Origin of the sequence: Plantactinospora sp. KBS50, from assembly GCF_002285795.1 — a bacterium.
Classification (GTDB): domain Bacteria; phylum Actinomycetota; class Actinomycetes; order Mycobacteriales; family Micromonosporaceae; genus KBS50.
The window spans coordinates 1,412,633-1,435,948 of the sequence record NZ_CP022961.1; the positions used below are offsets into that span (position 1 = coordinate 1,412,633).

Here is a 23,316-nt window from a genome sequence, read left to right on the forward strand (position 1 = left end):
TCAGTGCGGGCGGTCGTTTCCCGGCCCGCGCCCCCGCACGCTGACGGTCGCCTCGGGTACGCCCCGGACGCAGCGAAGCTCGATGCGTACCACCTTCCGCTCGCCCGCGAAGGTCAGCTCCGCCTCGCCGGCCGGCCCGCGCGTCACGTCCAGCACCCGGTAGCCGGGGCCGGGCTCCAGGAGGCCAGGTAGACCAGCCCGGCCGTGCAGCGGACCAGCAGCGAACCGCCCTGCGCCGTGAACGTGCGCTCGACGGCCCGCGGCGCGGGCGGCGTGGCCGGTACGGACGGCTCGGAGGGGGCCGGCCGGCCCGGCGCGCTGGTCGCCCGCCGGCTCGGGCTGCGCGCCGGAGCCGACGTCGCGCCGCGCCGCGGTGTGCGGCTGGGAGCCGCGGACGGCGGATCGGGCAGCCCGCGGGTCACCGAATCCGGGCTGAGCGGCTGTACCCCGTTGGCCAACCCTTCGTCCACGCGGGTCAGCGCCAGCACACCGACCGTCACCGACACCACGGCGCCGAGTAACCAGGCGACCAGGTTGGTGGCCAGGCGGCGCAGCGGACCGGACATCGGCCCACGATCGCACATCGCGCCCTAACCGCAGGTTAAGTGCCCCTTAGATGTCCCTGCGGGGTGTCCGCGCCGGCGTCGCGGGCCGGACCCGGACAACCAGACCGCCGGATCCGGTCGTCCGGCTGGCGCGTCGCGGCCGGCGGCCGGCTAGCGTGTCCGGGTGGCCAGGCTGCTGCTCATCGAGGACGACCCGGAGATCCGGCGGGCGCTCATCCGGGCGCTGACCGAGCTGGGACACGTGGTGCTGCACGCCGCCGACGGGATGACCGGGCTGGCCATGGCGTACCGGGATCCGGTGGACCTGGTCGTGCTCGACCTCGGGCTGCCGGACGTGGACGGCGTCGAGGTGCTCCGGATGCTGCGCTCGGTCAGCGCGACCCCCGTGGTGGTGGCCACCGCCCGGGACGACGAGCCGGCCATCGTCGGCGCCCTGCACCACGGCGCCGACGACTACCTGTGCAAGCCGTTCGGCGCCGCGCACCTGGAGGCGCGGATCCGCGCGGTGCTGCGCCGGGCCGGCACCGACCCCACCGCCACCCCGATCAGCCTGGGTGGCCTGCGGATCGACCTGAGCACCCGGCAGGTGAGCGTCGACGGCCGCCCGGTGGAGCTGACCCCCGCGAGTTCGACCTGCTGGGCTACCTGGCCACCCGGGCGGGGACGGTGGTCACCAAGCAGGAACTGCTCCGGCACGTCTGGCGCAACAGCACCGGCGGCGCCGACAAGACCGTGGACGTCCACCTGTCCTGGCTGCGCCGCAAGCTGGGCGACGACGCCCGCAACCCGCGCTACCTGCACACCCTGCGCGGGGTCGGGGTCAAGCTGACCGCCGGCGAACCGGGGCGGCGCGGCCGGCCGTGAGGGTACGGCTCATCCTGCTGGTCGCCGCCACCAGCCTGCTCGTGGTGGTGGCGTTCCTGGTTCCGCTGGCGATGCTGGTCCGGTCCTCCGCCGCCGACCGGGCGGTCAGCTCGGCGGCGGTCGAGACCCAGGCGCTGGCCCCGGTGGTGGCCTCGACCGATCCGGAGGAGCTGTCGGCCACGGTCGCGCAGGTCAACGCGGTCAACCCGCACCGGGTCACCGTGTTCCTGCCGGACGGTGGGACCGTCGGCGCGCCGGCCGCCCGGTCCGCGACGGTGGACAGCGCGGTCGCGGCGGGGCAGAGCGTCGCGCACGAGGTACCGGGCGGCCGGGAAATCCTCGTGGCGGTCGGCGGGCTGCCCGAGGGCACGGCGGTGATCCGTACCGTCGTACCGGACGCCGAGCTGTACCGGGGCGTTGCCGGTGCCTGGGCGGTGCTCGGCCTGCTCGGCGCCGGCCTGGTCGTGGTCAGCGTGCTGGTCGCCGACCAGTTGGCCCGCAGCTTCGTCCGGCCGCTGGCCGCGGTCGCGGCGGTGTCGCACCGGATGGCGGCCGGGCAACTGGACGCCCGGGCGGCCGGCGAGGGACCGGCCGAGGTCCGGGCCGTCGGCGCCGGGCTCAACCTGCTGGCCGGTCGGGTCGGTGAGCTGCTGGCCCGGGAGCGGGAACAGGTGGCCGACCTCTCGCACCGGCTGCGCACGCCGTTGACGGCGCTGCGGATCGACGCCGAAGGGCTGCCCGAGGGCACGGACCGGGACCGGGTGCTCGGCGACGTGGCCGCGCTGGAACGGTCGGTCGACGAGATCATCCGGACCGCCCGGGCGTCCCGCGGCTCGGCGCCCGGCGGGCGGTGCGACGCCGCGCGGGTGCTGGCCGACCGGGTCGCGTTCTGGTCCGCGCTGGCCGACGAGGAGCGCCGGGAGGTGCGCGTCGAGCTGGATCCGGGTCCCGTTCCGGTGGGCATCACGGCCGACGCCCTGGCCGCGGCCGTGGACGCGCTGCTGGACAACGTGTTCGCGCACACCCCGGAGGGCGCCGGCTGCACCGTCCGGCTGTGCCGGCTGCCCGGCGGCGGGGCGCGGCTTGAGGTGGCCGACCGGGGTCCGGGGCTGCCGGACCGGCTGCTGATGACCCGGGGCCGCAGCGGTGCCGGCTCCACCGGGCTGGGGCTGGACATCGCGGCCCGGACGGCGGCGGAGTCCGGCGGCGCGTTGTCGGCGGAGCCGAATCCGGGTGGCGGCACCGTCGTGCGGCTCGACCTGGGCGCTCCGGCGGCGGTCAGGAGTGGCCGGGCGAGGGGAGCCGGACCACGAAGCGGCAGCCGCCGGTGACGTTCTGCACGTCCACCCGGCCGCCGTGCGCCTCCACCAGCCCGCGGACGATCGCCAGCCCGAGCCCGCCGGCGGCACCAGGGTCGCCACCGGAGCCGGCGGACGGTCCCGGAGCGCCGGCGACGGCGACCCGCCCGGGGCGGCCGACGGGTCCAGGGTGGCCTGGCGTTCCGGGGTGGGCTGGCGTTCCGGGGTGGGCCGCGCCGGTCGCGGTCGCGGTGGCCTGCCGCGGGGTGCGCGCCCGTTCACCCCGGAAGGCCACGTCGAAGACCCGGGGCAGGTCCTCCGGCGGGATGCCGCCGCAGGTGTCCGCCACGGCCAGCCAGACGGCGTCGGGCTCGCGGCCCGCCTCGACCCGTACGGTGCCGTCGTCCGGGGTGTAGCGGACCGCGTTGAGCAGCAGGTTCGCCACCACCCGGGACAGTTCCGGCTCGCTGGCGGTGACCACCGGCCACCCGGAGTCGGCCGCCACCAGCCGGATCCGCCGGGCGGCGGCCAGCGGCGCGGCGCCGGCCAACGCGTCCGAGACCAGCTCCCGCAGCGGTACGGCGGACGGGGTGAGCCGCAGCGTGCCGGCGTTGATCCGGGAAAGCTCGAACAGGTCGTCCACCAGCCGGGCCATCCGGTCGGTCTCCACCCGGATCCGGCGGTGGTACTCGGCCACCGTGGCCCGGTCGTCGACCACGCCGTCCTCCAGCGCCTCGGCCATCGCGCGCAGCCCGGCGAGCGGGGTGCGCAGGTCGTGCGAGACCCAGGCGACCAGGTCCCGCCGGCCCTTCTCCAACTGCCGCTCCCGCTGCCGGGCCTGCTCGGCCCAGACCGCGGCGGCGGCCAGCCGGCGCCCGGACAGCACCCCCAGCCCGAGGCTCACGGCCGCCGCGGCGGTGACCGTGAGCAGCACCACCTCCAGGTCGTGCGCGGACAGGAACATCGCCTCGGCCACCACGACCACGCCGGCCACCACGGCCGCCACGGTGGTGGCGAGCAGCACCCCGAGGTGCACGGTGATCGACCGGGGCGGCAGCAGCCGCAGCACCGCGGCGCCGGCGACGCCGACCAGGCCGGCGCCGAGCAGCGCCATCGCGAAGATCAGCGCGAGGTCACGCATCGGCGCGCTCGTACCGGTAGCCGACGCCCCACACGGTGACGATCCGCCGGGGCGCCGCCGGATCGTCCTCGATCTTCTCCCGCAGCCGGCGCACGTGCACGGTCACCGTGGACTGGTCGCCGAAGTGCCAGCCCCAGACCCGGTCCAGCAGCTCCGCCCGGCGGAACGCCCGGCCGGGGTTCCGGAGCAGGAACAGCAGCAGGTCGAACTCGCGCACCGTCAGGGCCAGGTCGGCGCCGCGCAACCGGGCCACCCGGCGACCGGCGTCGAGGGTCAGGTCCCCGTCGCCGAGCGGTTCCCGGCCGGCCGGCGCCGCCTCGGTGCCGGCCCGGCGCAGCACGGAGCCGACCCGCAGCACCAGTTCGCGGGGGAGAAGGGCTTGGTCACGTAGTCGTCGGCGCCCAGTTGCAGCCCGAGGATCCGGTCCGCCTCGTCGCCGAGCGCGGTGAGCATGATGATCGGCAGCGTGGGTGCCTGCGCGCGCAGCCGCCGGCACACCTCCAGGCCGTCGACCTGCGGCAGCATCAGATCCAGGACGACCAGGTCGGGGGCGCCGCGGTCCACCGCGGCCAGCGCGGCGGCGCCGTCGCCGGCGTGCGAGACGAGGTAGCCGGCCCGGTCCAGGTAGCGGCACACCACGTCGCTCACGGTCCGGTCGTCGTCCACCACCAGCACCCGCCGGTCCGGCCCGGCCGTCGTCGCGTTCCCCACCATCCTGGCAGCGTAGCCACGTCGCGGCCGGGCGCCGACCGGCGAAGTCTTTCCGGTCCCTTACGGCTGGCGCCGGTCCGCCCGGTACGGGACGATCCGGGCCTAGCGTGAACCGGATGCGGATATTGATCACCGGTGGGGCCGGATTCGTCGGCTCGCACGTCGCCGACCTCGCGGCGACGGCCGGACACGAGGTGGTGCTGCTGGACGCGCTGCTGCCGGAGGCGCACGGCGCCGCGGCGCCGGACTGGACCGCCCGGCATCCGCTGGTGGTGGGCGACGTGCGCGACCCGGAACGGCTGGCCGGCCTGCTGCGCGACGTCGACGCCGTCTGCCACCAGGCCGCCATGGTGGGGCACGGCCTCGACCCGGCCGACGCGCCGGGCTACGCCGCGCACAACGACCTCGGCACCGCCGTGCTGCTGGCCGCCATGCACGCCGCCGGCGTACCGCGGCTGGTGCTGGCCAGCTCGATGGTGGTCTACGGCGAGGGGCGCTACCGGTGCGCCGAGCACGGCGACGTACCGCCGGCCCCGCGCCGCGGCGCCGACCTCGCCGCCGGCCGGTACGAGCCGGGCTGCCCGCGGTGCGGCCTCCCGCTGGCACCGGAGCTGGTGCCGGAGGACGCGCCGCTGCGACCGCAGAGCACGTACGCGGCCACCAAGCTGGCCCAGGAGCACCTGGCGGCGGCCTGGGCGCGGCAGACCGGCGGCGCGGTGTGGGCGCTGCGCTACCACAACGTGTACGGGCCGCGGATGCCGCGCGACACCCCGTACGCGGGGGTGGCCTCGATCTTCCGTTCGGCGCTCGCCGCCGGGCGGCCGCCCCGGGTGCTGGAGGACGGCCGCCAGCGCCGGGACTTCGTGCACGTCACCGACGTGGCCCGGGCGAACCTGCTGGCGTTGCGGGCCGCGCCGCCCGCCGACGGCTTCGAGGCGGTCAACGTCTGCTCGGGGGAGCCGCACACGGTGGGCGAACTGGCCGGCACCCTGGCCGCGGCCATGGGCGGACCGTCGCCCGAGGTGGTCGGCGGTGCCCGGCCGGCCGACGTGCGGCACGTGGTGGCCGATCCCCGGCGGGCCGCCCGCCGGCTGGGGTTCGTGGCCGAGACGTCCTTCGCGGCCGGGGTGGCCGCGTTCGCCACCGACCCGCTCCGGCCGGCGGCGCGGGTCAGGACACCGTCAGCAGCAGGTGGTTGATCGCCAGCGCCGTGGCCGCCTGCCCGGCCAGCCACCAGCGGTGGTGCCGCTGCGGCAGCCGGACGGCGGCCACCAGCAGCCAGACCGCGAACGGCAGCCAGATCCGTTCCACCTCGGCCTTGGACAGCCCGGACAGATCGGCGGCCAGCACCACCACCGCGGCGGCGACCGGTAACCAGTCCGCCGGGCCGCCCCAGGCCCGGCCCGCCGGCTCGGCCCGGCCCGGCCGCGTGGCCCAGCCTGGCAGCGTGGTCCGGGCCGGGCGGGTACGCCAGAGGGTGGCCACCGCCCGGCGCAGGCCGGGCACCGCGGCCGGACCGGCCGAACAGACCAGCGCGGCGAGGTTCGCCCACACCCAGTAGCCGTACGGGCGGTCCGCGGCCCAGCCCTGGTCGTACCGGATGGTCACCAGCCGGTAGCCCACCCACCAGTCGAAGCCGGCGACGGTGAACGCCGCCGCCACGGCCAGCACCCCGGCGGCGGCCGGCAGCAGGGTGCGCACCGCGCCGGCCGGGCGGAGCAGCAGCACCGCGCCGGCCAGCAGGCCGACGAGCACGAAGCCGTACGACAGGTAGAGCGCGAAGCCCAGCAACAGCCCGGCGGGCAGCGCGGTCCACCGGCGGGGCATCGCCAGCAGCGCCAGCCCGGCGGCCACCACCCCGGCGAAGATCCCGTCGGCCGAGGCGCCCACCCAGACCGCGCCGGGCAGCAGCACCAGGAACGGCAGCACGGCCCGGCCCGCGGCCTCGTCACCCAGGGACCGCAGCGTGACCGGCACCGACACCGCGACCGTGGCCCCGACGAGCACGCAGAGCAGGGCCGCCGGCCCGCCACCGGGCAGGCCGAGCCGGTCCAGCCAGACGAACACCAGCAGCGCGCCCGGCGGATGGCCCGCGGTGTGGGTGGCCCAGGAACCCGGCTGGAAGTCCAGGATCCGCCCGCTGAATCCCGCGAGCATCGCCGGGATGTCGGTGATCCGGGGCACCTCCCACAGGTACTCGGCCTGCGGGGTCAGCCGCCGGGCCAGCCCGGTCGACCAGCCGTCCACCAGGGCCAGCGCCAGGGTCCAGGCCACCGCGGCGGCGTACCCGGCGGCCAGCAGCGGTCGCCACGGCGCGCGGCGGGCCAGCGCCGGCCCCCAGCGGACGGTCGCCGCGGCCAGCGCGAGCGCGGCCGGGGTGCCCCATCCCAGGTGCGGCGCCCAGCCCGCGTACAGCGGCGCGGCGTCGGCGTGCAGCCCGACGCCGCGGGCGTTGAGCAGCGCGCCGACCCCGGCGGCGACGGCCAGCAGGCCGAGTTCGAGGCCGAGCACGACGAGGTCGGCCAGGACGAGGCGGGGCGGGGTGAGGTGGGGCTGGACGAGGTGGGGCAGTGGGCTGCGGTGCGGTGGTGGCGTCATGGTGACCGGTGACGGTAACGGCCGCCGGGGCGCTGCGGGTGCGGTCCGGCCGGACCGTCATCGGGCGGTAAGAACTGCCGGCGGCGTAAGGGTTCCGTAACCGCCGCGACCGGTCGCGGCCGGCCCGGACCCGCCTACCGTCGCCGTCATGGAGATCACGTTGGACGTGGTGCTGCCCTGCCTCGACGAGGCGGCGGCGTTGCCGGGGGTGCTGTCCGCACTGCCGCCCGGCTACCGGGCGATCGTGGTGGACAACGGCTCCACCGACGGCTCGCCCGAGGTGGCCCGCCGGTACGGCGCCCGGGTGGTGCACGAGCCCCGGCGCGGGTACGGCGCGGCCGTACACCGGGGGCTGCTGGCCGCCACCGCGGACCTGGTCTGCGTGCTGGACGCCGACGGCTCGCTCGACCCGGCGGCGCTGCCCGCGCTCGCGGCCCCGGTGCGGGACGGCGCGGCGGACCTGGTGGTGGGCCGCCGGGTCCCGGTCGCCGCCGGCGCCTGGCCCTGGCACGCCCGGCTCGGCAACGCTGCCATCGCCGCGCTGCTGCGCCGCCGGGGCGTACCGGTGCGCGACATCGGGCCGGTCCGGGTGGCCCGCCGGGCGGCGCTGCTGGACCTGGGGGTGACCGACCGCGCCTTCGGCTATCCGCTGGAGCTGCTGCTGCGCGCCGGCCGCGCCGGGTGGCGGATCCGCGAGCTGGACGTCCGGTACGCCCGGCGGGCCGCCGGGACCCGGTCCAAGGTCTCCGGTTCGGTACGCGGCACGCTGCGCGCGGCCCGGGACATGGCGGGAGTGTTGCGATGACCGTGCTGCTGGTGGTGGCGAAGGCGCCCGTTCCGGGGCTGGCCAAGACCCGGCTCTGCCCGCCCGCGACGCCCGGGCAGGCGGCCGCGGTGGCCGCGGCGGCGCTGCTGGACACCCTCGACGCGGTCCGCGCGACCCCGGGGGTGCTGCCGGTGCTGGCCTGGACCGGAGACCTGACCGCGGCGGTCCGGGCGGCGCAACTGCGGGCCGCGCTGGCCGGCTGGCGCCTGGTCGCCCAGCGGGGGAGCGGGCTGGCCGACCGGCTGGCGAACGCGCACGCCGACGCCGCGGCGCTGGCGCCGGGCCGCCCGGTGCTCCAGATCGGGATGGACACCCCGCAGGTGACGCCGGATCTGCTGGCCGCCGCGGCCCGCCGGCTCGGGACGGTGGACGCGCTGCTCGGCCCGGCCGCCGACGGCGGCTGGTGGGCGCTCGGGCTGGCCGACCCCCGGTACGCCGAGGCGCTGCGCGCGGTGCCGATGTCCACGCCGTCGACCGGGCGGCTGACCCGGGCCGCGCTGCACGCCCGGCGGCTGCGGATCGCGGCGTTGCCCGAACTGACCGATGTGGACACCTGGCCGGCCGCCCGGTCGGTGGCCGCCGCCGCTCCGGGCGGCCGGTTCGCCGCGGCCGTGTCGGGGGCGTCCGTGTCGGGGGCGGCCGGGGCCGCTCCGGCGGTCCCGATCCGGACGCCCGCATGATCGGCGGACCGCCGGCCGTGCGGCCACCGGAGCCCCGGATCGGCGCGCCCGGCCGCCGCCGCGACCTGGCCGGGACCGGAACCGCGGCCGGAACCGCGGCTGGAACCCCGGCCGGAACCGCGGATCCGGACCGGACCGGGTTTGCCGCGGCGCTCGTCCCCGGTGCCGGGTCGGGGCGGCACTGGCTGGTCCAGGCCGACGGCCGGTGGCTGCCGCTGCCGGTACGCCGCTGGCACGGCCCGGCCGAACCGGCGCTGCACCGGGTGGTGGACCTGTGCACCGGTCCGACCCTGGACGTCGGCTGCGGTCCCGGCCGGGCGACCGAGGCGGTGGCCCGGCGGGGCGTACCGGCCCTGGGCGTCGACACCTGCGCCACGGCGGTCCGGCTGACCCGCGAGCGGGGCGGATCGGCGCTGCGGCGGGACGTCTTCGACGCGCTGCCCGGGGAGGGACGCTGGGCGCACGTGCTGTTGCTGGACGGCAACATCGGCATCGGCGGTGAGCCCGCGGCGCTGCTGCGGCGCTGCGCGGCGCTGCTGCGAACGGGCGGCACCGCCCTGGTCGAGGCCGAGGCTCCCGACACGGGCGGCTGGTCCGGGCTGGCCCGGCTGGCGTACCAGCCGGGCCGCCGGGGGCTGATCCGCCGGAGTCCGGAGTTCCGCTGGGCGCGGCTCGCCGTGGACCAGGTGCACCGGTACGCCCCGGCCGGTGCGCTGGCCGTGCGCCGGGTGCTGCCGGTGGACGGGCGCTGGTTCGTCGAGCTGGTGCGCGGATGACCGGCCCCGGCCCGCGGGCGAACACCACAGGGCCGCGGATCCCCCGCCTCCGGATCCCCCGCCTCCGGATATCCCGCCTCCGGATCCCCCGGCCCGAGGACTTCCGGTCCCCGGCGCACGCGCCCGCGGTGACCACCCGGATCGGCCTGTGGCTGGGGGTGGCCATCGCGCTCTGCTTCTGCACGGGGTTGGCCAGCCACCTCGCCCAGCATCCGCCGGCCTGGTTCGCCTGGCCGACCCGGCCGGCGCAGCTCTACCGGATCACCCAGGGGCTGCACGTGCTCTCCGGGATCGCGGCCGTACCGCTGCTGCTGGCCAAGCTCTGGAGCGTCTACCCGAGGTTCTTCGCCCGCCCGCCGCTGCGCCCGGTCCGCCGGCTGCTCGCCCACACGGCCGAACGGGCGGCCACCCTGGCGCTCGTCGCGGCCGTCCTGTTCGAACTGGTCACCGGGCTGTTCAACGTGGCGCAGTCGTACCCGTGGCGGTTCTTCTTCCCGGCCGCGCACTACGCGGTGGCCTGGGTCGCGATCGGTGCCGTGGCCGTACACCTGGGCGTCAAGCTGCCGGTCATCGGCGCCGCGCTAGGGGACCGCGCGGCCCGGCCGGCGGTGGTCGCGGAGCGGCGCGCGTTCCTGCGTACCGCCACCGGCGCGGCCGGGATCGCGGTGCTGGCCACCGCCGGGGTCACGGTGCCCGGCCTGCGGGACCGCTCCCCGCTGGCCTGGCGCGGCCGGTCCGGCCCGCAGGGCGTACCGGTGAACCGGACCGCGGCGGCGGCCGGGGTGGTGCTGCCGGCCGACTGGCGGCTGATGGTGGTCCATCCCGGTGGGACCCGGTCGTTCGGCCTCGCCGAGCTGGCCGGGCTGCCGCAGCGCTCGGAGCGGCTGCCGATCGCCTGCGTCGAGGGCTGGAGCGCCACCGCGACCTGGACCGGCGTACCGGTGCGGGACCTGCTCGCGGCGGCCGGCGCCCCGCTCGGGCGGGCGGTGCGGGTGAGTTCGCTGGAACCCGCCGGGCTGTACGCGGCCAGCGTCCTGCCGGCGGCGCACGTCCGGGACCCGCGCACCCTGCTGGCGCTGCGGCTGGCCGGCGCGCCGCTGACCCCCGACCACGGGTATCCGTGCCGGATCATCGCGCCCAGCCGGCCCGGCGTCCTGCAGACCAAGTGGGTCACCCGGCTGGAGGTGCTCGGGTGAGCCGGCCGGGTGGGGCGGCGCCGGCCGGGGCCGGGTCGCCGCCGGAGCCCGGCCGTGGGCTTCGGTCCGGCCGTGGGCTGCGGTCCGGCGGGGGGCTTCGGCCCGGCCGTGGGCTTCGGTCCGGCCGGGCGGCGCTGGTGCTGGCCGGGGTCGCCGCCGGCGGATACGGCCTGGCGCTGCTGCGGCCGCAATTCGGGACCGCCGGCGGTTGGCTGCTGGCCGGTCCGGTGCTGCACGACGCGGTCCTGGCGCCGCTGGCCGGGCTGGCCGGCCTCGCCCTGGCCCGGCTGGTGCCCCGCCCGGCGGTCCGCTGGTGGCTGCGCGGCGGGCTGGTGGTGACCGGGACGCTGCTGCTGGTGGCGCTGCCGCTGGTCTGGCGCCCGGCGGCCGCGCCGCCGAATCCGGGCCTGCAGGACCGGGACTACCTGCACGGGCTGGCGGTCTGGCTGGCCGCGCTCTGGATCGGCGTGGCGCTCGCGGTCGCGGTCGCCCGGTGGCCGGTGCGGCGCAACCGCCGGAGCGCCGCCGCGACACGCCGGGGCGGGACCGGCGGCCGGGCCGAGCCGCCGGTGGAGGGGCAGATCGACCAGTAGCGTAGCGGCGGTGAGCGGGCTGCTGGACCGGCTGCTGGCGTTGCCGGGATCCCTGGTGTACGCGCTGGTCGCCGCACTGGTCTTCGCCGAGGACGCGCTGTTCGTCGGGTTCGTCGTGCCGGGCGAGACGGCCGCGATGCTCGGTGGCGTGGCCGCCGCGCTCGGGCACGTCTCGCTGACCACGGTGGTGGTGCTGGTCGTGCTCGCCGCGGTGCTCGGGGACAGCGTCGGGTACGAGATCGGTCACCACCTGGGTCCGCGGCTGACCCAGACCCGGGTGCTGCGCCGGCACACCGAACGGCTGGACCGGGCCCGTGGCCTGCTGGCCGCCCGGGGCGGCCGGGCCGTGTTCCTGGGCCGGTTCGTGGCGTTCTTCCGCGCCGTGATGCCGGCGCTGGCCGGTGCCGCGCACATGCCGTACCGGCGCTTCCTGCTCTGGAACGCGGCCGGCGGCCTGGTCTGGGGGTCGGGGTGGTGCTGGCCGGCTACCTCGCCGGAAACTCGTACCAGACCGTGGAGCGCTACCTGGGGCGTGGCACCGCGATCGGTGCCGGTGTGGTCGTCCTGCTGGCGATCGTGGCCTGGCGGATCCGGTCGGCCCGCCGGCACCGGCGGGACGGGAGTGCCGGGGACCGGCACTGACCGGTCGGCACGCCGGGTCCCCGACCGTTGTCGATCATTTTTCGCCGCGACCTGCGGCGATGAAGCGCGGCGAAGTGTGACGTGGGTTACATCGGGGTAAGGTCACCGGCCATGTCCACTACCTCCGACGCAGCCCCGGCGCCTCGCTCGGGCGACGGGGCGCCCCGCCCGGCGGAGCCCGCCCGCCGGCGAGACCGCACCCGGTACCTCTACCTCGCCGTGATCGTGGCCGTCCTGCTCGGCATCGCGGTCGGCTTCCTCTTCCCCGACTTCGGCAAGAAGCTCGCGCCGCTCGGCACCGGCTTCGTGAGCCTGATCAAGATGATGATCGTGCCGGTCATCTTCTGCACGATCGTGCTCGGCGTCGGCTCGGTACGCCGGGCCGCGCAGGTCGGCAAGGTGGGCGGCCTCGCGCTCGGCTACTTCCTGCTCATGTCGACGGTCGCGCTGGCGATCGGCCTGGTCGTGGGCAACCTGATCCATCCGGGCACCGGCCTGCAGCTCACCGACGCGCTGGCCGGAGCCGGGCAGAAGGCCGCCTCCGGCGAGGCCAAGGGGACGGTCGACTTCCTGCTCGGCGTCATCCCGGACACGCTCTTCTCGGCGCTGACCCAGGGAGACGTGCTCCAGGCGCTGCTGGTGGCGCTGCTGGTCGGGTTCGCGGTGCAGAGCCTGGGGTCGCGCGGCGAGCCGGTCATCAACGCGATCGCCGCGTTGCAGCGGGTGGTGTTCAAGGTGCTGGCGATGATCATGTGGGTGGCCCCGATCGGCGCCTTCGGCGCGATGGCGGCCGTGGTCGGCGCCACCGGCCTCGACGCGCTGAAGAGCCTGGCCCAGGTGATGCTGGGCTTCTACGCCACCTGCGTGATCTTCGTCTTCGTCGTCCTCGGGGCGCTGCTCTGGTTCGTGGCCCGGATCTCGGTGTTCCGGCTGCTCGGCTATCTCGGCCGGGAGTTCCTGCTGATCCTGTCGACCTCGTCCTCGGAGAGCGCGCTGCCCCGGCTGATCGCCAAGATGCAGCATGCCGGCGTGGACCGGACGGTCGTCGGGATCACGGTGCCCACCGGATACTCCTTCAACCTCGACGGCACCGCCATCTACCTGACCATGGCCTCGCTGTTCATCGCGGACGCGATGGGCAAGCCGCTGTCCGTGGGCGAGCAGATCTCGCTGCTGGTCTTCATGATCGTGGCGTCGAAGGGCGCGGCCGGGGTGACCGGCGCCGGCCTGGCGACGCTCGCCGGCGGGTTGCAGAGCCACCGGCCGGACCTGGTCGACGGGGTGGGGCTGATCGTCGGGATCGACCGGTTCATGTCGGAGGCCCGGGCGCTCACCAACTTCGCCGGCAACGCGGTGGCCACCGTGCTGATCGGCACCTGGACCGGCCAGTTCGACCGCGACCGGGCGCTCACCGTGCTGGCCGGGCACGATCCGTTCGACGAGAGCACGATGCTCGACGACGATCCGCACGGATCCGGGGCGGGGCCGGGCGACCCGCACGGATCGGCCGCGGACGGGCCGGTGGACCGGGTCGCTGCGCACGGGCCGGCGGACGGCGTCGAGGCGGAGGGGGAGACGGAGCCGGCCGGCACCGGGTCGGTGACGCTGCCCAGCCAGCGCTGACCAACACCGGCCGGGTGGCCCCCGCACCGGCCGGTGTCCCGCGGACCGTGGACCCGCCGGGTCCACGGTCCGCGTCCATCCCCAGGCCAGGTCGGGGCGTGCCGCGCCGAGCCCAGCCGGCGGCGGGCCGGCACGGCGGTACGGGACGGGTGGTGCGCCCGGGGAGATCTGCGACACCGGCGGAGTGGCTCGCGCGGCGCACCGGTAACGCTACGTATCCGACGATGGCCTTTCAAGATGGCTCGCCCGAATTACCCCTTCGGGGATCGCCAGCAGGCCGTTTCCGGATGACCGGGGGACCGCCGTCGGGCCGGGTCCGGGACGGGCGCTACTGACGGTCAGCGAAGCGATTCGCCGGGCGGCACGGGTCGCGGGGTGCTCAGCGGGCCAGTCCGAGCGTCTCGGCCGCGGCTCGTCCGTTGGCGTGGCTGGCGCCGTACGTGGTGATGAACGCCCGGGCGCCGGCCGGCCGCCAGGTCGATGGCCAACCCATCTCCACCACCGTCACCGGATGCGTCGCGGCCAGGTCCTCCACCAGTTCGCGTGCCCCGGCCAGCCGGTGCAGGTGCCGGCCGACCAGCACGATCGGCCGGTCGCCGGCGAGCGCCCGCAACGCGGCCGGATCCGCCTCGGAGACCGCCACCCGGTGCAGTTCGGCGCCGTTCAGGTGCGGGCCGAGGCCCCACGGGACCCGTCCCTCGGCCACCGTCGAGCTGGAGCCGACCTGTACCACCAGCGGCTTGACCAGTCCGCTGAGCACGCCCTCCACCCGCACGGCCCGGCGGGCGGTGGCATATCCGAGGCGGTCGTCGACCGGCTCGGCCGGGGTGCCCGGCTCGGTCCAGGTGGCCAGCGCCGCCGCCCGGCCGGCCGCCTCCTCCAGCCGGGCCACCGGCAGCCGCCCGTCGCCGAGCGCCGCGACGATCTCCGCGGCCACCCGCTCGACCAGGTCGGCATCGACCTCGGAGCCGATGCACAGCAGGTCGGCGCCGGCGGCCAGGGCGCGCACGGCCGCCGCAGCGGTGCCGCCGGCGGCCAGCGAGGCGCCCTTCATCTCCAGCGCGTCGGTGATGATGGTGCCGGCGAAGCCGTACTCGATGCGCAGCAGGTCGTGCAGGACGGACCGGCTGAAGGTCGCCGGCAGCTCGCCGGTCAGCGCCGGGACGCGGATGTGCGCGGTCATCACGGCGCGGGCGCCCGCGCCGATCACGGCCGCGAACGGCGGCAGGTCGCGGCGGCGCAGCAGGTCCACCGGTACGTCCACGGTCGGCAACTCGTGGTGCGAGTCGGCGACCGTGGCGCCGTGCCCGGGGAAGTGCTTGGCGCACGCCACCACCCCGGTCGACTGCAGGCCGGTGACCGCGGCGGCGGCGTGCGCGGCGACCCGGGCGGGGTCCGCGCCGAACGACCGGGTGCCGATGATCGGGTTGTCGTCCGCGCTGTTCACGTCGACCGTCGGGGCGAAGTCGATGGTGACGCCGAGGGCGGCGAGTTCGAGGCCGATGGCCCGGTAGACCCGCTCGGTGGCGGTCACGTCGTCGACCGCGCCGAGCGCGGCGTTGCCCGGGTAGGGGCTGCCCACCGCGTGCGCGAGCCGGGTGACGTCGCCGCCCTCCTCGTCGATCGCGATGAGCACGTCGGGACGGGCCGAGCGCAGCGCCGCGGTGCACGCGGCGACCTGGCGGGGATCGGCGACGTTGCGGCCGAACAGGGTGAACCCGGCCAGCCCCTGCCCGGTCAGCTCCAGCGCCCACGCCGGCGGCTCGGTGCCGGTGAAGGCCGCCAGCAGCGTCCGTAGCGCCAGCCGGCGCAGTCCGGGATCGATCCCCACGGTGTCTCCCCTCCGACACCTCTCCGGTCCGAGTGTCCCACCGGAAAGGCCCGTCTCTCCAGCTACCCGTGCCGGGTGGCCGAGCGCCGGGCCGAGGCCCGGCCATTACGCTACGGCTACCCGTACGGCCCGATTATGGGTTAGTAAAGTTTCCTGACAATAGAGGACGTGGCATGAGCGCCTCCCGACTCCCCGGCACTCCCCGTCTGCTGCGTGCCCTCAACGACCGGGCCGCGTTGGAGCTGCTGCTCGCGCGCGGCCCGCTCACCCGGGCCCAGCTCGGCGAGCTGACCGGGTTGTCCAAGGTCACCGCCTCGCAGCTGGTGGAGCGGCTGGAGGAGCGGGGACTGGTGAGCCGGGTCGGCGAGCAGGCCGGCGGTCGCGGTCCCAACGCCCAGCTGTACGCCGTACGGGCCGGCAGCGCGCACGTGGTCGGCGTGGACGTGGGGCCGGACCGGGTGGTGGCGGTCTGCTCCGACATCACCGGTTCGGTGGTCGGCCGGGTGGAACAGTCCACCCGGGACACCGACGACCCGGTCGGCGTGGTGCACAACGCCGTGGTCCAGGCGGCCGGCTCCGCCCAGGCCCAACTGGCCACCGTCCGCCGGGTGGTGCTCGGCACCCCGGGGCTGGTGGATCCGGCCACCGGCGACATCACCTTCGCGTTCAACCTGCCGCGCTGGCACCGGGGGCTGCTGGCCGCGCTGCGCGAGGACCTGAAGACCCCGGTGGTGTTCGAGAACGACGTGAACCTGGCGGCGGTGGCCGAGGCGCAGGCCGGCGCGGCCCGGGGGGTCGAGGACTTCGTGCTGCTCTGGGCGGGCGGCGGCGTCGGCCTGGCGATCGTGCTGAACGGCCGGTTGCATCACGGCAGCACCGGCGCGGCCGGGGAGATCGGCTACCTGCCGGTGCCGGGTGTGCCGCTGCCCCGGGATCCGGCCCGGCGGAGCAAGCCGCCGTTCGGCCAGTTGGCCGGCGCGGAGGCGGTCCGCGCGGTGGCCCGGGAGCACGGCTTCCGGGGCAGCGCGGAGACCGCGGTCCGGGCCGCGGTGGCCGCCGGGACGACGGGCGGTCCGGTGCTGGACGAGGTGGCCCGCCGGCTCGCGCTCGGGGTCGCGGCGACCTGCGTGGTGCTGGACCCGCCGCTCGTGGTGCTGGCCGGCGAGGTGGGCCGGGCCGGTGGCTCGGCGCTGGCCGAGCGGATCCAGCACGAGGTGGCGGCGATCACCCCGGTCTCCCCGCGGGTGGTGGTGACGGAGCTGACCGACGAGCCGGTGCTGCGCGGCGCGCTCGCCACCGCGCTGGCCGCGGTCCGGGACGAGATCTTCGGGTCGACGCTGGGCTGACCCGGGCGGTACGGTCACGAAGAAATCCTTCATGATGCGCTGTCTTTTTGCAAACCATCGCCACGCCCGTTCCGGCCGCCCGTTCCGGCCGCTTGCTCCGGCCGCCCGCCGGGGCCGTCGACGGCGGGCCCGACGGCGGGCTCAGCGGCGGGCTCAGCGGTGAGCAAGGACACGGACAGCACACGGTAAGGCCCGGCCGCCGCCGGTGGGGCGCCAGGCGCGCCCGTGGTTGGATGGGCGGGTGCCTAGTGACCTGCTCGCCGGTGCCGCCGCGGCACCGCCCCCGCCCGCCACCGACGACCTCGTGATCGATCTCGACGGCGTCGGCGTGGTCAGGTCCGGCAACCACCTGCTGCGGGACGTCACCTGGCGGGTGGAGTTGGACGAGCGGTGGGTGGTGCTCGGTCCGAACGGAGCCGGCAAGACCACGCTGCTCAGCCTGGCCGCCGGGCGGCTGCACCCGACCAGCGGCACCGTGCACATCCTCGGTGAGCGGCTGGGCCGCACCGACGTGTCGGAACTGCGTACCCGGATCGGCCTGTCCACGGCGGCGCTGGCCGACCGGATCCCCGGCCAGGAACGGGTCCGCGACGTGGTGGTGACCGCCGCCTGGTCGGTGGTGGGCCGGTGGCGGGAGAGCTATCACCCGATGGACGAGGCGCGGGCCGAGGCCCTGCTCGACCAGATCGGCGTCGGATCGCTTGCCGACCGCTCGTACGGGACCCTGTCGGAGGGGGAACGCAAGCGGGTGCAGATCGCCCGGGCCCTGATGACCGACCCCGAACTGCTGCTGCTCGACGAGCCGGCCGCCGGGCTGGACCTGGGCGGCCGGGAGGACCTGGTGGCCCGGCTGGCCAAGCTGGCCGCCGACCCGGACGCCCCGGCGATGGTGCTGGTCACCCACCACGTCGAGGAGATCCCGCCGGCGTTCAGCCACGCCCTGCTGCTGCGGGACGGCCGGATCGTCGCGCAGGGACTGTTGGGCGACACCCTGACCAGCGAGAACCTCTCCACCACCTTCGGCGTGCCGCTCGTGGTGCAGCGCTCCGGCGACCGGTTCACCGCCCGCGCCCGCTGAGCGACGGCCCCGTACACTGCCGGGGATCCGCTGGCGGTCGGGAGGGGTCATGCGGCAACCGCGTGTCGTGGTGCTCGGCAGCGCCAACATGGACCTCGTGGCCACCGCGCCGGTCCTGCCGCTGCCCGGCGAGACCGTGCTGGGCAGCGACTTCGTGATGCTGCCCGGCGGCAAGGGGGCGAACCAGGCGATCGCCGCGGCCCGCGCCGGAGGCGCGGCCGTGCTGCTCGGCGCCGTCGGCTCGGACTCGTTCGGCGTCACGCTCACCGCCCGGCTCGCCGCGTCCGGAGTGGACACCTCCCGACTGCGGGTGGTGTACGGCTCGTCCGGTGTGGCCCTGGTGAGCGTGAACGCGGCCGGGGAGAACACCATCGTGGTGGTCCCCGGGGCGAACGCCGCGTTCACCGGGTTGAGCCCCGAGGAGATCGCCGTGGTCTGCGCGGCGGACGTGCTGGTGGCGCAGCTGGAGATCCCGCTGGACACCGTGCTGGCGGCGGCCGGGGCGGCCCGGCGGGCCGGGGTGCCGGTGGTGCTCAACGCGGCGCCCGCCATGCGACTGCCGGCCGAGCTGACCGAACTGGTGGACCTGCTGGTGGTCAACGAGCGGGAGGCCGCGGCGATCTGCGGGCACGGCCGGGAGGACCCCGGCGCGCTGCTGGCGACCGTACCCCGGGCGCTGCTGACCGCCGGCCCGGCCGGCGCCTGGTACGCCGCCCGCGGCGAGCCGGTCCGGCACATCCCACCGGTACCGGTCGAGTCGGTCGACACCACGGGGGCGGGAGACGCCTTCACCGGCGCGCTCGCGGTCGCCTGGGCGCAGGGGCGGGACCTGGTCGACGCCGCGCACTGGGCCGCCGCCGCCGGCGCCGCCAGCGCCCGCCGGCTCGGCGCCTCGGTCGCCATGCCCGATCGGGCCGAGATCGACGCCCTGTACCGGCCGCCGGTCGGCTGACCGGAAAAGGGGCATCCGGCCGCATCCCGCCGCAACCCACCCAGCGTGCCCGGCGCGGCGTCGGGGGACGCGGCGAACCGCCTCCACCGCCGACGGGCACGGCGGATGCTGGGAGGCGATGACCAGGTCACCGGAGGCGGACGACGGCGGCGACGGCGGGCGGGATCGGTCCGCGGCGGCCGGCCCCGACCCGTCCCCGCTGGCCGGTGCCGAGGGCGAGGCGGCCCGGACCAGCACCGACCAGGCGCCGCTGGGCCGCCCCGGCCGGCCGCTGGACCGGCGGTCGCCGTACCTCATCGGGCTGCTCGGCGCGGCGGGCGTGGCGACGACGTACGGCGGGATCGAACTGCTCTCGGCGGGCCGCGAGGTACTGGTGCTGATCGGGCTGGCGCTGTTCCTGGCGATCGGCCTGGACCCGCCGGTCCGGCTGCTGACCCGGCGGATGCCGCGCGGGCTGGCCATCGGGGTGGTCACGGCCGGGATGCTGGCCGTGGCCGCCGGGTTTCTGACCGCCGCGATCCCGCCGCTGGTGGGGCAGACCGAGCAGTTCGTCCGGGAGGCACCCGGCTACCTGCACGCGGCGCGGGACCAGCACTCCGCGATCGGGCGGCTCAACTCCCGGTTTCACCTCCTGGAGCAGGCCGAGCGACTGGTCGCCGGCGGCGGCGGTGACGTCGCCACCCGGCTGCTGGGCGCCGGCCGGATGGTGCTGGGCGCCACCGCCGCCGCCCTCACGGTGCTGGTTCTGACCGTCTACTTCCTGATCGACCTGCCCCGGATCCGGCGGCTGATCTACCGGTTCTTCCCGCACAGCCGGCGCCCCCGGGCCATCCTCATCGGCGACGAGGTGTTCACCCGGGTCGGCGGGTTCGTGCTGGGCAACCTGATCACGTCGGTGATCGCCGGCGTCGGGACCTTCGCCTGGCTGCTCGCGTTCGGCGTGCCGTACCCGCTGCTGCTGGCGCTGACCGTGGCGCTGCTCGACCTGATCCCGGTGGTCGGCTCCACGGTCGGCGGGATCATCGTCTCGCTGGTCGCGCTGACCGTCTCGTTCCCGGTGGCGCTGGCCACCGGCGCCTTCTACGCGGGATTCCGGCTGGCCGAGGACTACCTGATCGTGCCGAAGATCGTCGGCCGGGTGGTGGCGGTGCCGGCCACCGTGACCCTGGTCGCCGTGCTGCTCGGCGCCGCCGTGCTCGGCGTCGTCGGCGCGCTGGTGGCCATCCCGATCGCCGCGTCGATCCGGATCGTGCTCCAGGAGACCGTCTTCCCGCGGCTGGACCGGTCCTGACGGTTGCCCGTTCCCGTCACCGCGGGTCGGTCCGGTGCTCGACCACCCGCTGCACCGCCCGGTAGACCTGGCCGAACCGCTGCGCGTCGCTGGTGCGCAACAGCAGGATCTCGGTGCCCCGGGTCTGTATCCACAGCTCCTGCACCCCGCCGCCGCGACTGTAGGAACGGTCCAGCCAGCCCAGCGGGAACTCCAGGAACGGGATCATCGCCAGGCTGGCCGCGGCGCCGATGGCCAGGATCGCGATGACCAGCCCCCAGCGGTGCCGGTCCTGCGCCGCGTACAGCAGCGAGACCACGCAGACCAGCGCCACCAGCGGCGGGACGGACAGCAGGAAGACCACGCCGCCGCGGACGAGCAGCCGGGACCGCACCCGGGCGGAGGAGCGCCCGCGGGCATGCCAGACGTACGTCACGTCGGCGACCCGTACGGTCGTGCCGTTGCTCCAGATCATCTCGGAGGTGACCTGTACCGAGTCGTCCCGGTAGTAGAGCGTCACCCCTCCAGCAAAGCGCTCCGTGTCAACGCCGTCCACCCTGCGCGAGCGCGGATCCGCCGCCGGTGCGCCGCCGCCGCCGCAGCCGCCGCAGCCGCCGCAGCCGCCGCCGTCCCGGCCGGGGTGGCGGCGTACCGGCCGGGGTGGCGGCGTACCGGCCGGGCCGTAATGTGGGCTCGCGGTACCGGAGCGGCCACGGTGGCCGGCCCGCGGCACGGAAGAAGGTGGGGTCAGCGTGGACGACTTCGTCCGGGTGGAGATCAGGGACGGCATCGGCACGATCCGGCTGGAGCGCCCGCCGATGAACGCCCTGAACACCCAGGTGCAGGAGGAACTGCGGGCCGCGGCCGTCGCGGTCACCGCCGACTCCGGCGTCCGCGCGGTCATCGTGTACGGCGGGGAGAAGGTGTTCGCGGCGGGGGCCGACATCAAGGAGATGGCGGCGATGTCGTACGCCGACATGGCGGAGCGGGCGCCGGCGCTCTCCGGCGCCTTCGACGCGATCGCCCGCATTCCCAAGCCGGTGGTCGCGGCCATCACCGGGTACGCCCTCGGCGGCGGCTGCGAGCTGGCGCTTGCCTGCGACTGGCGGGTGGTGGCGCAGGACGCGAAGCTGGGCCAGCCGGAGATCAAGCTCGGCGTGATCCCCGGCGCCGGCGGCACCCAGCGACTGGCCCGGCTGGTCGGTCCGGCCCGGGCCAAGGAGCTGATCATGACGGGTCGGATGGTGGACGCCGCGGAGGCGCTGCGGATCGGCCTCGCCGACCGGGTGGTGCCGGCCGAGCAGGTGTACGACGCCGCCGTGGAACTGGTGGGGTCGTTCCGCACCGGAGCGGCGCACGCGCTGCGGGCCGCCAAGCAGGCCATCGACGGCGGCCTGGAGATGGATCTCGCCTCCGGTCTGGCCTGGGAGAGCCAACTGTTCGCCGGGCTGTTCGCCACCGACGACCGCCGCGAGGGCATGGCCGCCTTCGTCGAGAAGCGCAAGCCCGACTTCACCGGCCGCTGACACCGCCGCGGGCCGCCCACTCCGCCCCCGCCCACTCATCCCCCCCGGGCGATCATCCCGTTGCCGGGGCGCCGACTCCGTTGCCGGGCGTTGCCGGCGGCAGGCGACTGGCCGGTAACCTGCAACCGAGCGATCCGACGAATGGGAGCGGGAATGGCTGACCAGATCGAGGGGCACGGCGGCGAACTCGCCCTCGCGGCCCTGCGGGCGTCCGGGGTTACCGAGATGTTCACCCTGTCCGGCGGGCACGTCTTCCCGCTCTACGACGCGGCGCACAAGGCCGGCTTCCCGATCTACGACGTCCGGCACGAGCAGTCGGCGGTGTTCGCCGCCGAGGCGGTGGCCAAGCTCCAGCGCCGCCCCGGGCTGGCGGTGCTCACCGCCGGCCCGGGCGTGACCAACGGGATCTCCGGACTGACCAGCGCGTTCTTCAACGCCTCCCCGGTCGTGGTGCTCGGCGGCCGGGCACCGGCGTTCCGCTGGGGAGCCGGCAGCCTCCAGGAGATCGACCACATCCCGCTGGTGGCCCCGGTGACCAAGCACGCCGCCACGGTGGGCTCGGTCGACGAGATCCCGGCGGCCGTGACCACCGCGCTGACCGCGGCGCTCAGCCCGCACCGTGGCCCGGTCTTCCTCGACCTGCCGCTCGAAGTGATCTTCTCGGTGGGCGACGCGGACGTGCCGGGCGCGGTCACGGTGGAGCCGGTGCAGCCGGACCCGGACGAGGTGGCCCGGGCGGCCCGGCTGCTCGCGGGCGCCGAGCGTCCGGTGATCATCGCGGGCTCCGACGTGTACGCCGGGGACGCCGTGGCGGCGCTGCGCGAGGCCGCCGAGGCGCTCCAGATTCCGGTCTTCACCAACGGGATGGGCCGCGGCGCGCTGCCGCCGGCGCATCCGCTCGCCTTCGCGAAGGCCCGCCGCGCCGCGCTCAGGGGCGCCGACGTGGTCGCGGTGATCGGCACCCCGCTCGACTTCCGGTTGAGCTTCGGCGACTTCGGCGACGCCCGGGTCGTACACATCGTGGACGCGCCGTCGCAGCGGGCCGGGCACGTCGAGACGGCCGCCGCGCCCGCCGGCGACCTGCGGTTGATCCTCTCCGCGCTGGCCGACCACCCGGGCGACCGCGCCGACCACGGAAGCTGGATCGCCGACCTGCGGGCCGCCGAGGACGCGGCCCGGGAACGGGACGCCGCCGAGACGGCCGCCGACACCGACCCGATCCGGCCGGCCCGGGTGTACGGCGAACTGCGCCGGATCCTCGCCCCGGACGCGATCACGATCGGCGACGGCGGCGACTTCGTCTCGTACGCCGGCCGCTACCTGGAGCCGGCCCAGCCCGGCACCTGGCTCGACCCCGGCCCGTACGGGTGCCTCGGCACCGGCATGGGCTACGCGATGGGTGCCCGGGTCAGCCACCCGGATCGGCAGATCTGCGTGCTGATGGGCGACGGCGCCGCCGGCTTCTCGCTGATGGACGTGGAGTCGCTGGTCCGGCAGAAGCTGCCGGTGGTGATCGTGGTCGGCAACAACGGCATCTGGGGGCTGGAGAAGCACCCGATGCAGGCCATGTACGGATACGACGTGGCGGCCGACCTCCAGCCGGGCCTGCGCTACGACGAGGTGGTCCGGGCGCTCGGCGGCGCGGGGGAGACGGTGGCGAAGTCCGCCGACCTCGCACCCGCGTTGCAGCGGGCGTTCGACGCCGGGGTGCCGTACCTGGTCAACGTGCTGACCGACCCGTCCGACGCGTACCCCCGGTCCTCCAACCTGGCCTGACCGCGGTGGCCGGCGGGTCCGTG

The 23,316-nt window shown here is 76.2% G+C and carries 21 protein-coding genes and 2 pseudogenes; 16 read left to right on the forward strand and 7 right to left on the reverse strand.

Translation table 11 applies throughout. The features are described 5' to 3' along the window. Together CIK06_RS29150 and CIK06_RS06470 are read right to left on the reverse strand one after the other, a co-directional pair. Positions 1 to 147, reverse strand: a complete 147-nt coding sequence (locus CIK06_RS29150) for a hypothetical protein (protein WP_157756634.1) — start codon at positions 145 to 147, stop codon at positions 1 to 3. Further along, the gene (locus tag CIK06_RS06470) at positions 144 to 566 is read right to left on the reverse strand and encodes a hypothetical protein (protein ID WP_095564048.1); all 423 of its coding nucleotides are present in this window, start codon (positions 564 to 566) and stop codon (positions 144 to 146) included. Before CIK06_RS06470 ends, CIK06_RS29150 begins: the two co-directional genes overlap by 4 nt. A gap of 163 nt (positions 567 to 729) precedes the next feature. Between CIK06_RS06470 and CIK06_RS06475 the strand changes: the two are divergent. Beyond that, a pseudogene (locus tag CIK06_RS06475) lies at positions 730 to 1,430 on the forward strand (response regulator transcription factor). Beyond that, complete coding sequence (locus tag CIK06_RS06480; protein WP_095564049.1) at positions 1,427 to 2,761, forward strand: HAMP domain-containing sensor histidine kinase; 1,335 nt, start codon at positions 1,427 to 1,429, stop codon at positions 2,759 to 2,761. Before CIK06_RS06475 ends, CIK06_RS06480 begins: the two are co-directional and overlap by 4 nt. Here the strand turns inward: CIK06_RS06480 and CIK06_RS06485 are convergent. After that, positions 2,709 to 3,869 (reverse strand): ATP-binding protein, encoded by a 1,161-nt coding sequence (locus CIK06_RS06485; protein WP_095564050.1) that lies wholly within the window; start codon positions 3,867 to 3,869, stop codon positions 2,709 to 2,711. The genes CIK06_RS06480 and CIK06_RS06485 overlap by 53 nt on opposite strands. Further along, positions 3,862 to 4,583 (reverse strand): annotated as a pseudogene (locus CIK06_RS06490) (response regulator transcription factor). The gene CIK06_RS06485 and the pseudogene CIK06_RS06490 overlap by 8 nt, the downstream one beginning before the upstream one ends. Positions 4,584 to 4,696: 113 nt before the next feature. Between CIK06_RS06490 and CIK06_RS06495 the strand changes: the two are divergent. Continuing rightward, the gene (locus tag CIK06_RS06495; RefSeq protein WP_095567620.1) at positions 4,697 to 5,779 is read left to right on the forward strand and encodes an NAD-dependent epimerase/dehydratase family protein; all 1,083 of its coding nucleotides are present in this window, start codon (positions 4,697 to 4,699) and stop codon (positions 5,777 to 5,779) included. On the opposite strand, the gene CIK06_RS06500 is transcribed toward CIK06_RS06495, so the two are convergent. Further along, positions 5,751 to 7,178 carry a hypothetical protein gene (locus tag CIK06_RS06500; protein ID WP_232534058.1) on the reverse strand — a complete coding sequence of 476 codons (1,428 nt, stop codon included), beginning with the start codon at positions 7,176 to 7,178 and terminating at the stop codon, positions 5,751 to 5,753. The genes CIK06_RS06495 and CIK06_RS06500 overlap by 29 nt on opposite strands. 148 nt (positions 7,179 to 7,326) lie before the next feature. On the opposite strand from CIK06_RS06500, the gene CIK06_RS06505 reads away from it, so the two are divergent. The 7 genes from CIK06_RS06505 to CIK06_RS06535 all read left to right on the forward strand — a co-directional run bounded on the left by CIK06_RS06505 (position 7,327) and on the right by CIK06_RS06535 (position 13,514). Continuing rightward, positions 7,327 to 7,983, forward strand: coding sequence for a glycosyltransferase family 2 protein (locus tag CIK06_RS06505; protein ID WP_095564051.1), 657 nt, complete (start codon positions 7,327 to 7,329; stop codon positions 7,981 to 7,983). Next, on the forward strand, positions 7,980 to 8,684 hold the full coding sequence (locus CIK06_RS06510; RefSeq protein ID WP_095564052.1) for a DUF2064 domain-containing protein: 705 nt from the start codon (positions 7,980 to 7,982) through the stop codon (positions 8,682 to 8,684). Before CIK06_RS06505 ends, CIK06_RS06510 begins: the two co-directional genes overlap by 4 nt. Beyond that, on the forward strand, positions 8,681 to 9,460 hold the full coding sequence (locus tag CIK06_RS06515; protein WP_095564053.1) for a bifunctional 2-polyprenyl-6-hydroxyphenol methylase/3-demethylubiquinol 3-O-methyltransferase UbiG: 780 nt from the start codon (positions 8,681 to 8,683) through the stop codon (positions 9,458 to 9,460). Before CIK06_RS06510 ends, CIK06_RS06515 begins: the two co-directional genes overlap by 4 nt. Positions 9,461 to 9,588: 128 nt before the next feature. Further along, positions 9,589 to 10,656 (forward strand): molybdopterin-dependent oxidoreductase, encoded by a 1,068-nt coding sequence (locus CIK06_RS06520; protein WP_232534059.1) that lies wholly within the window; start codon positions 9,589 to 9,591, stop codon positions 10,654 to 10,656. 137 nt (positions 10,657 to 10,793) lie between these two features. Then, entirely contained in the window at positions 10,794 to 11,249 is a 456-nt protein-coding gene (locus tag CIK06_RS06525; RefSeq protein ID WP_095564055.1) for a hypothetical protein, read from the forward strand. A gap of 10 nt (positions 11,250 to 11,259) precedes the next feature. Continuing rightward, positions 11,260 to 11,991, forward strand: coding sequence for a DedA family protein (locus CIK06_RS06530; protein WP_198348124.1), 732 nt, complete (start codon positions 11,260 to 11,262; stop codon positions 11,989 to 11,991). An 11-nt stretch (positions 11,992 to 12,002) separates the two neighbouring features. After that, positions 12,003 to 13,514 (forward strand): cation:dicarboxylate symporter family transporter, encoded by a 1,512-nt coding sequence (locus CIK06_RS06535; protein ID WP_095564056.1) that lies wholly within the window; start codon positions 12,003 to 12,005, stop codon positions 13,512 to 13,514. Positions 13,515 to 13,893: 379 nt separating this feature from the next. Here the strand turns inward: CIK06_RS06535 and CIK06_RS06540 are convergent, their stop codons facing one another. Beyond that, positions 13,894 to 15,345 (reverse strand): glycoside hydrolase family 3 N-terminal domain-containing protein, encoded by a 1,452-nt coding sequence (locus CIK06_RS06540; RefSeq protein ID WP_095564057.1) that lies wholly within the window; start codon positions 15,343 to 15,345, stop codon positions 13,894 to 13,896. Between the two features lie 173 nt (positions 15,346 to 15,518). On the opposite strand from CIK06_RS06540, the gene CIK06_RS06545 reads away from it, so the two are divergent. The 4 genes from CIK06_RS06545 (at position 15,519) to CIK06_RS06560 (ending at position 20,012) form a co-directional block, all read left to right on the forward strand. Further along, positions 15,519 to 16,691, forward strand: coding sequence for an ROK family transcriptional regulator (locus CIK06_RS06545; protein WP_095564058.1), 1,173 nt, complete (start codon positions 15,519 to 15,521; stop codon positions 16,689 to 16,691). Between the two features lie 205 nt (positions 16,692 to 16,896). Continuing rightward, positions 16,897 to 17,769 carry an ABC transporter ATP-binding protein gene (locus tag CIK06_RS06550; RefSeq protein ID WP_369916108.1) on the forward strand — a complete coding sequence of 291 codons (873 nt, stop codon included), beginning with the start codon at positions 16,897 to 16,899 and terminating at the stop codon, positions 17,767 to 17,769. A gap of 49 nt (positions 17,770 to 17,818) precedes the next feature. After that, positions 17,819 to 18,721, forward strand: coding sequence for a ribokinase (locus tag CIK06_RS06555; RefSeq protein WP_095564060.1), 903 nt, complete (start codon positions 17,819 to 17,821; stop codon positions 18,719 to 18,721). Positions 18,722 to 18,839: 118 nt separating this feature from the next. Continuing rightward, positions 18,840 to 20,012, forward strand: a complete 1,173-nt coding sequence (locus CIK06_RS06560) for an AI-2E family transporter (RefSeq protein ID WP_095564061.1) — start codon at positions 18,840 to 18,842, stop codon at positions 20,010 to 20,012. A gap of 16 nt (positions 20,013 to 20,028) precedes the next feature. Here the strand turns inward: CIK06_RS06560 and CIK06_RS06565 are convergent, their stop codons facing one another. Next, positions 20,029 to 20,511, reverse strand: coding sequence for a DUF6232 family protein (locus CIK06_RS06565; protein ID WP_095564062.1), 483 nt, complete (start codon positions 20,509 to 20,511; stop codon positions 20,029 to 20,031). 232 nt (positions 20,512 to 20,743) lie between these two features. Here CIK06_RS06565 and CIK06_RS06570 point away from each other — a divergent pair, with 232 nt between their 5' ends. Continuing rightward, positions 20,744 to 21,517 carry an enoyl-CoA hydratase/isomerase family protein gene (locus tag CIK06_RS06570; RefSeq protein WP_095564063.1) on the forward strand — a complete coding sequence of 258 codons (774 nt, stop codon included), beginning with the start codon at positions 20,744 to 20,746 and terminating at the stop codon, positions 21,515 to 21,517. A gap of 153 nt (positions 21,518 to 21,670) precedes the next feature. Then, a complete protein-coding gene (locus CIK06_RS06575) occupies positions 21,671 to 23,293 on the forward strand; it encodes an acetolactate synthase (protein ID WP_095564064.1) in 1,623 nt (540 codons plus the stop codon). The last annotated feature ends 23 nt before the right edge of the window (positions 23,294 to 23,316 follow it).

Bases quoted from the DNA above. Each gene is read 5' to 3' on its own strand.
- CIK06_RS06575 (WP_095564064.1), top strand. From the start codon at position 21,671: ATGGCTGACCAGATCGAGGGGCACGGCGGCGAACTCGCCCTCGCGGCC.
- CIK06_RS06505 (WP_095564051.1), top strand. From the start codon at position 7,327: ATGGAGATCACGTTGGACGTGGTGCTGCCCTGCCTCGACGAGGCGGCG.
- CIK06_RS06510 (WP_095564052.1), top strand. From the start codon at position 7,980: ATGACCGTGCTGCTGGTGGTGGCGAAGGCGCCCGTTCCGGGGCTGGCC.
- CIK06_RS06500 (WP_232534058.1), bottom strand. From the start codon at position 7,178: ATGACGCCACCACCGCACCGCAGCCCACTGCCCCACCTCGTCCAGCCC.
- CIK06_RS06515 (WP_095564053.1), top strand. From the start codon at position 8,681: ATGATCGGCGGACCGCCGGCCGTGCGGCCACCGGAGCCCCGGATCGGC.
- CIK06_RS06555 (WP_095564060.1), top strand. From the start codon at position 17,819: ATGCGGCAACCGCGTGTCGTGGTGCTCGGCAGCGCCAACATGGACCTC.
- CIK06_RS06535 (WP_095564056.1), top strand. From the start codon at position 12,003: ATGTCCACTACCTCCGACGCAGCCCCGGCGCCTCGCTCGGGCGACGGG.
- CIK06_RS06470 (WP_095564048.1), bottom strand. From the start codon at position 566: ATGTCCGGTCCGCTGCGCCGCCTGGCCACCAACCTGGTCGCCTGGTTA.
- CIK06_RS06495 (WP_095567620.1), top strand. From the start codon at position 4,697: ATGCGGATATTGATCACCGGTGGGGCCGGATTCGTCGGCTCGCACGTC.
- CIK06_RS06560 (WP_095564061.1), top strand. From the start codon at position 18,840: ATGACCAGGTCACCGGAGGCGGACGACGGCGGCGACGGCGGGCGGGAT.
- CIK06_RS06485 (WP_095564050.1), bottom strand. From the start codon at position 3,869: ATGCGTGACCTCGCGCTGATCTTCGCGATGGCGCTGCTCGGCGCCGGC.
- CIK06_RS06545 (WP_095564058.1), top strand. From the start codon at position 15,519: ATGAGCGCCTCCCGACTCCCCGGCACTCCCCGTCTGCTGCGTGCCCTC.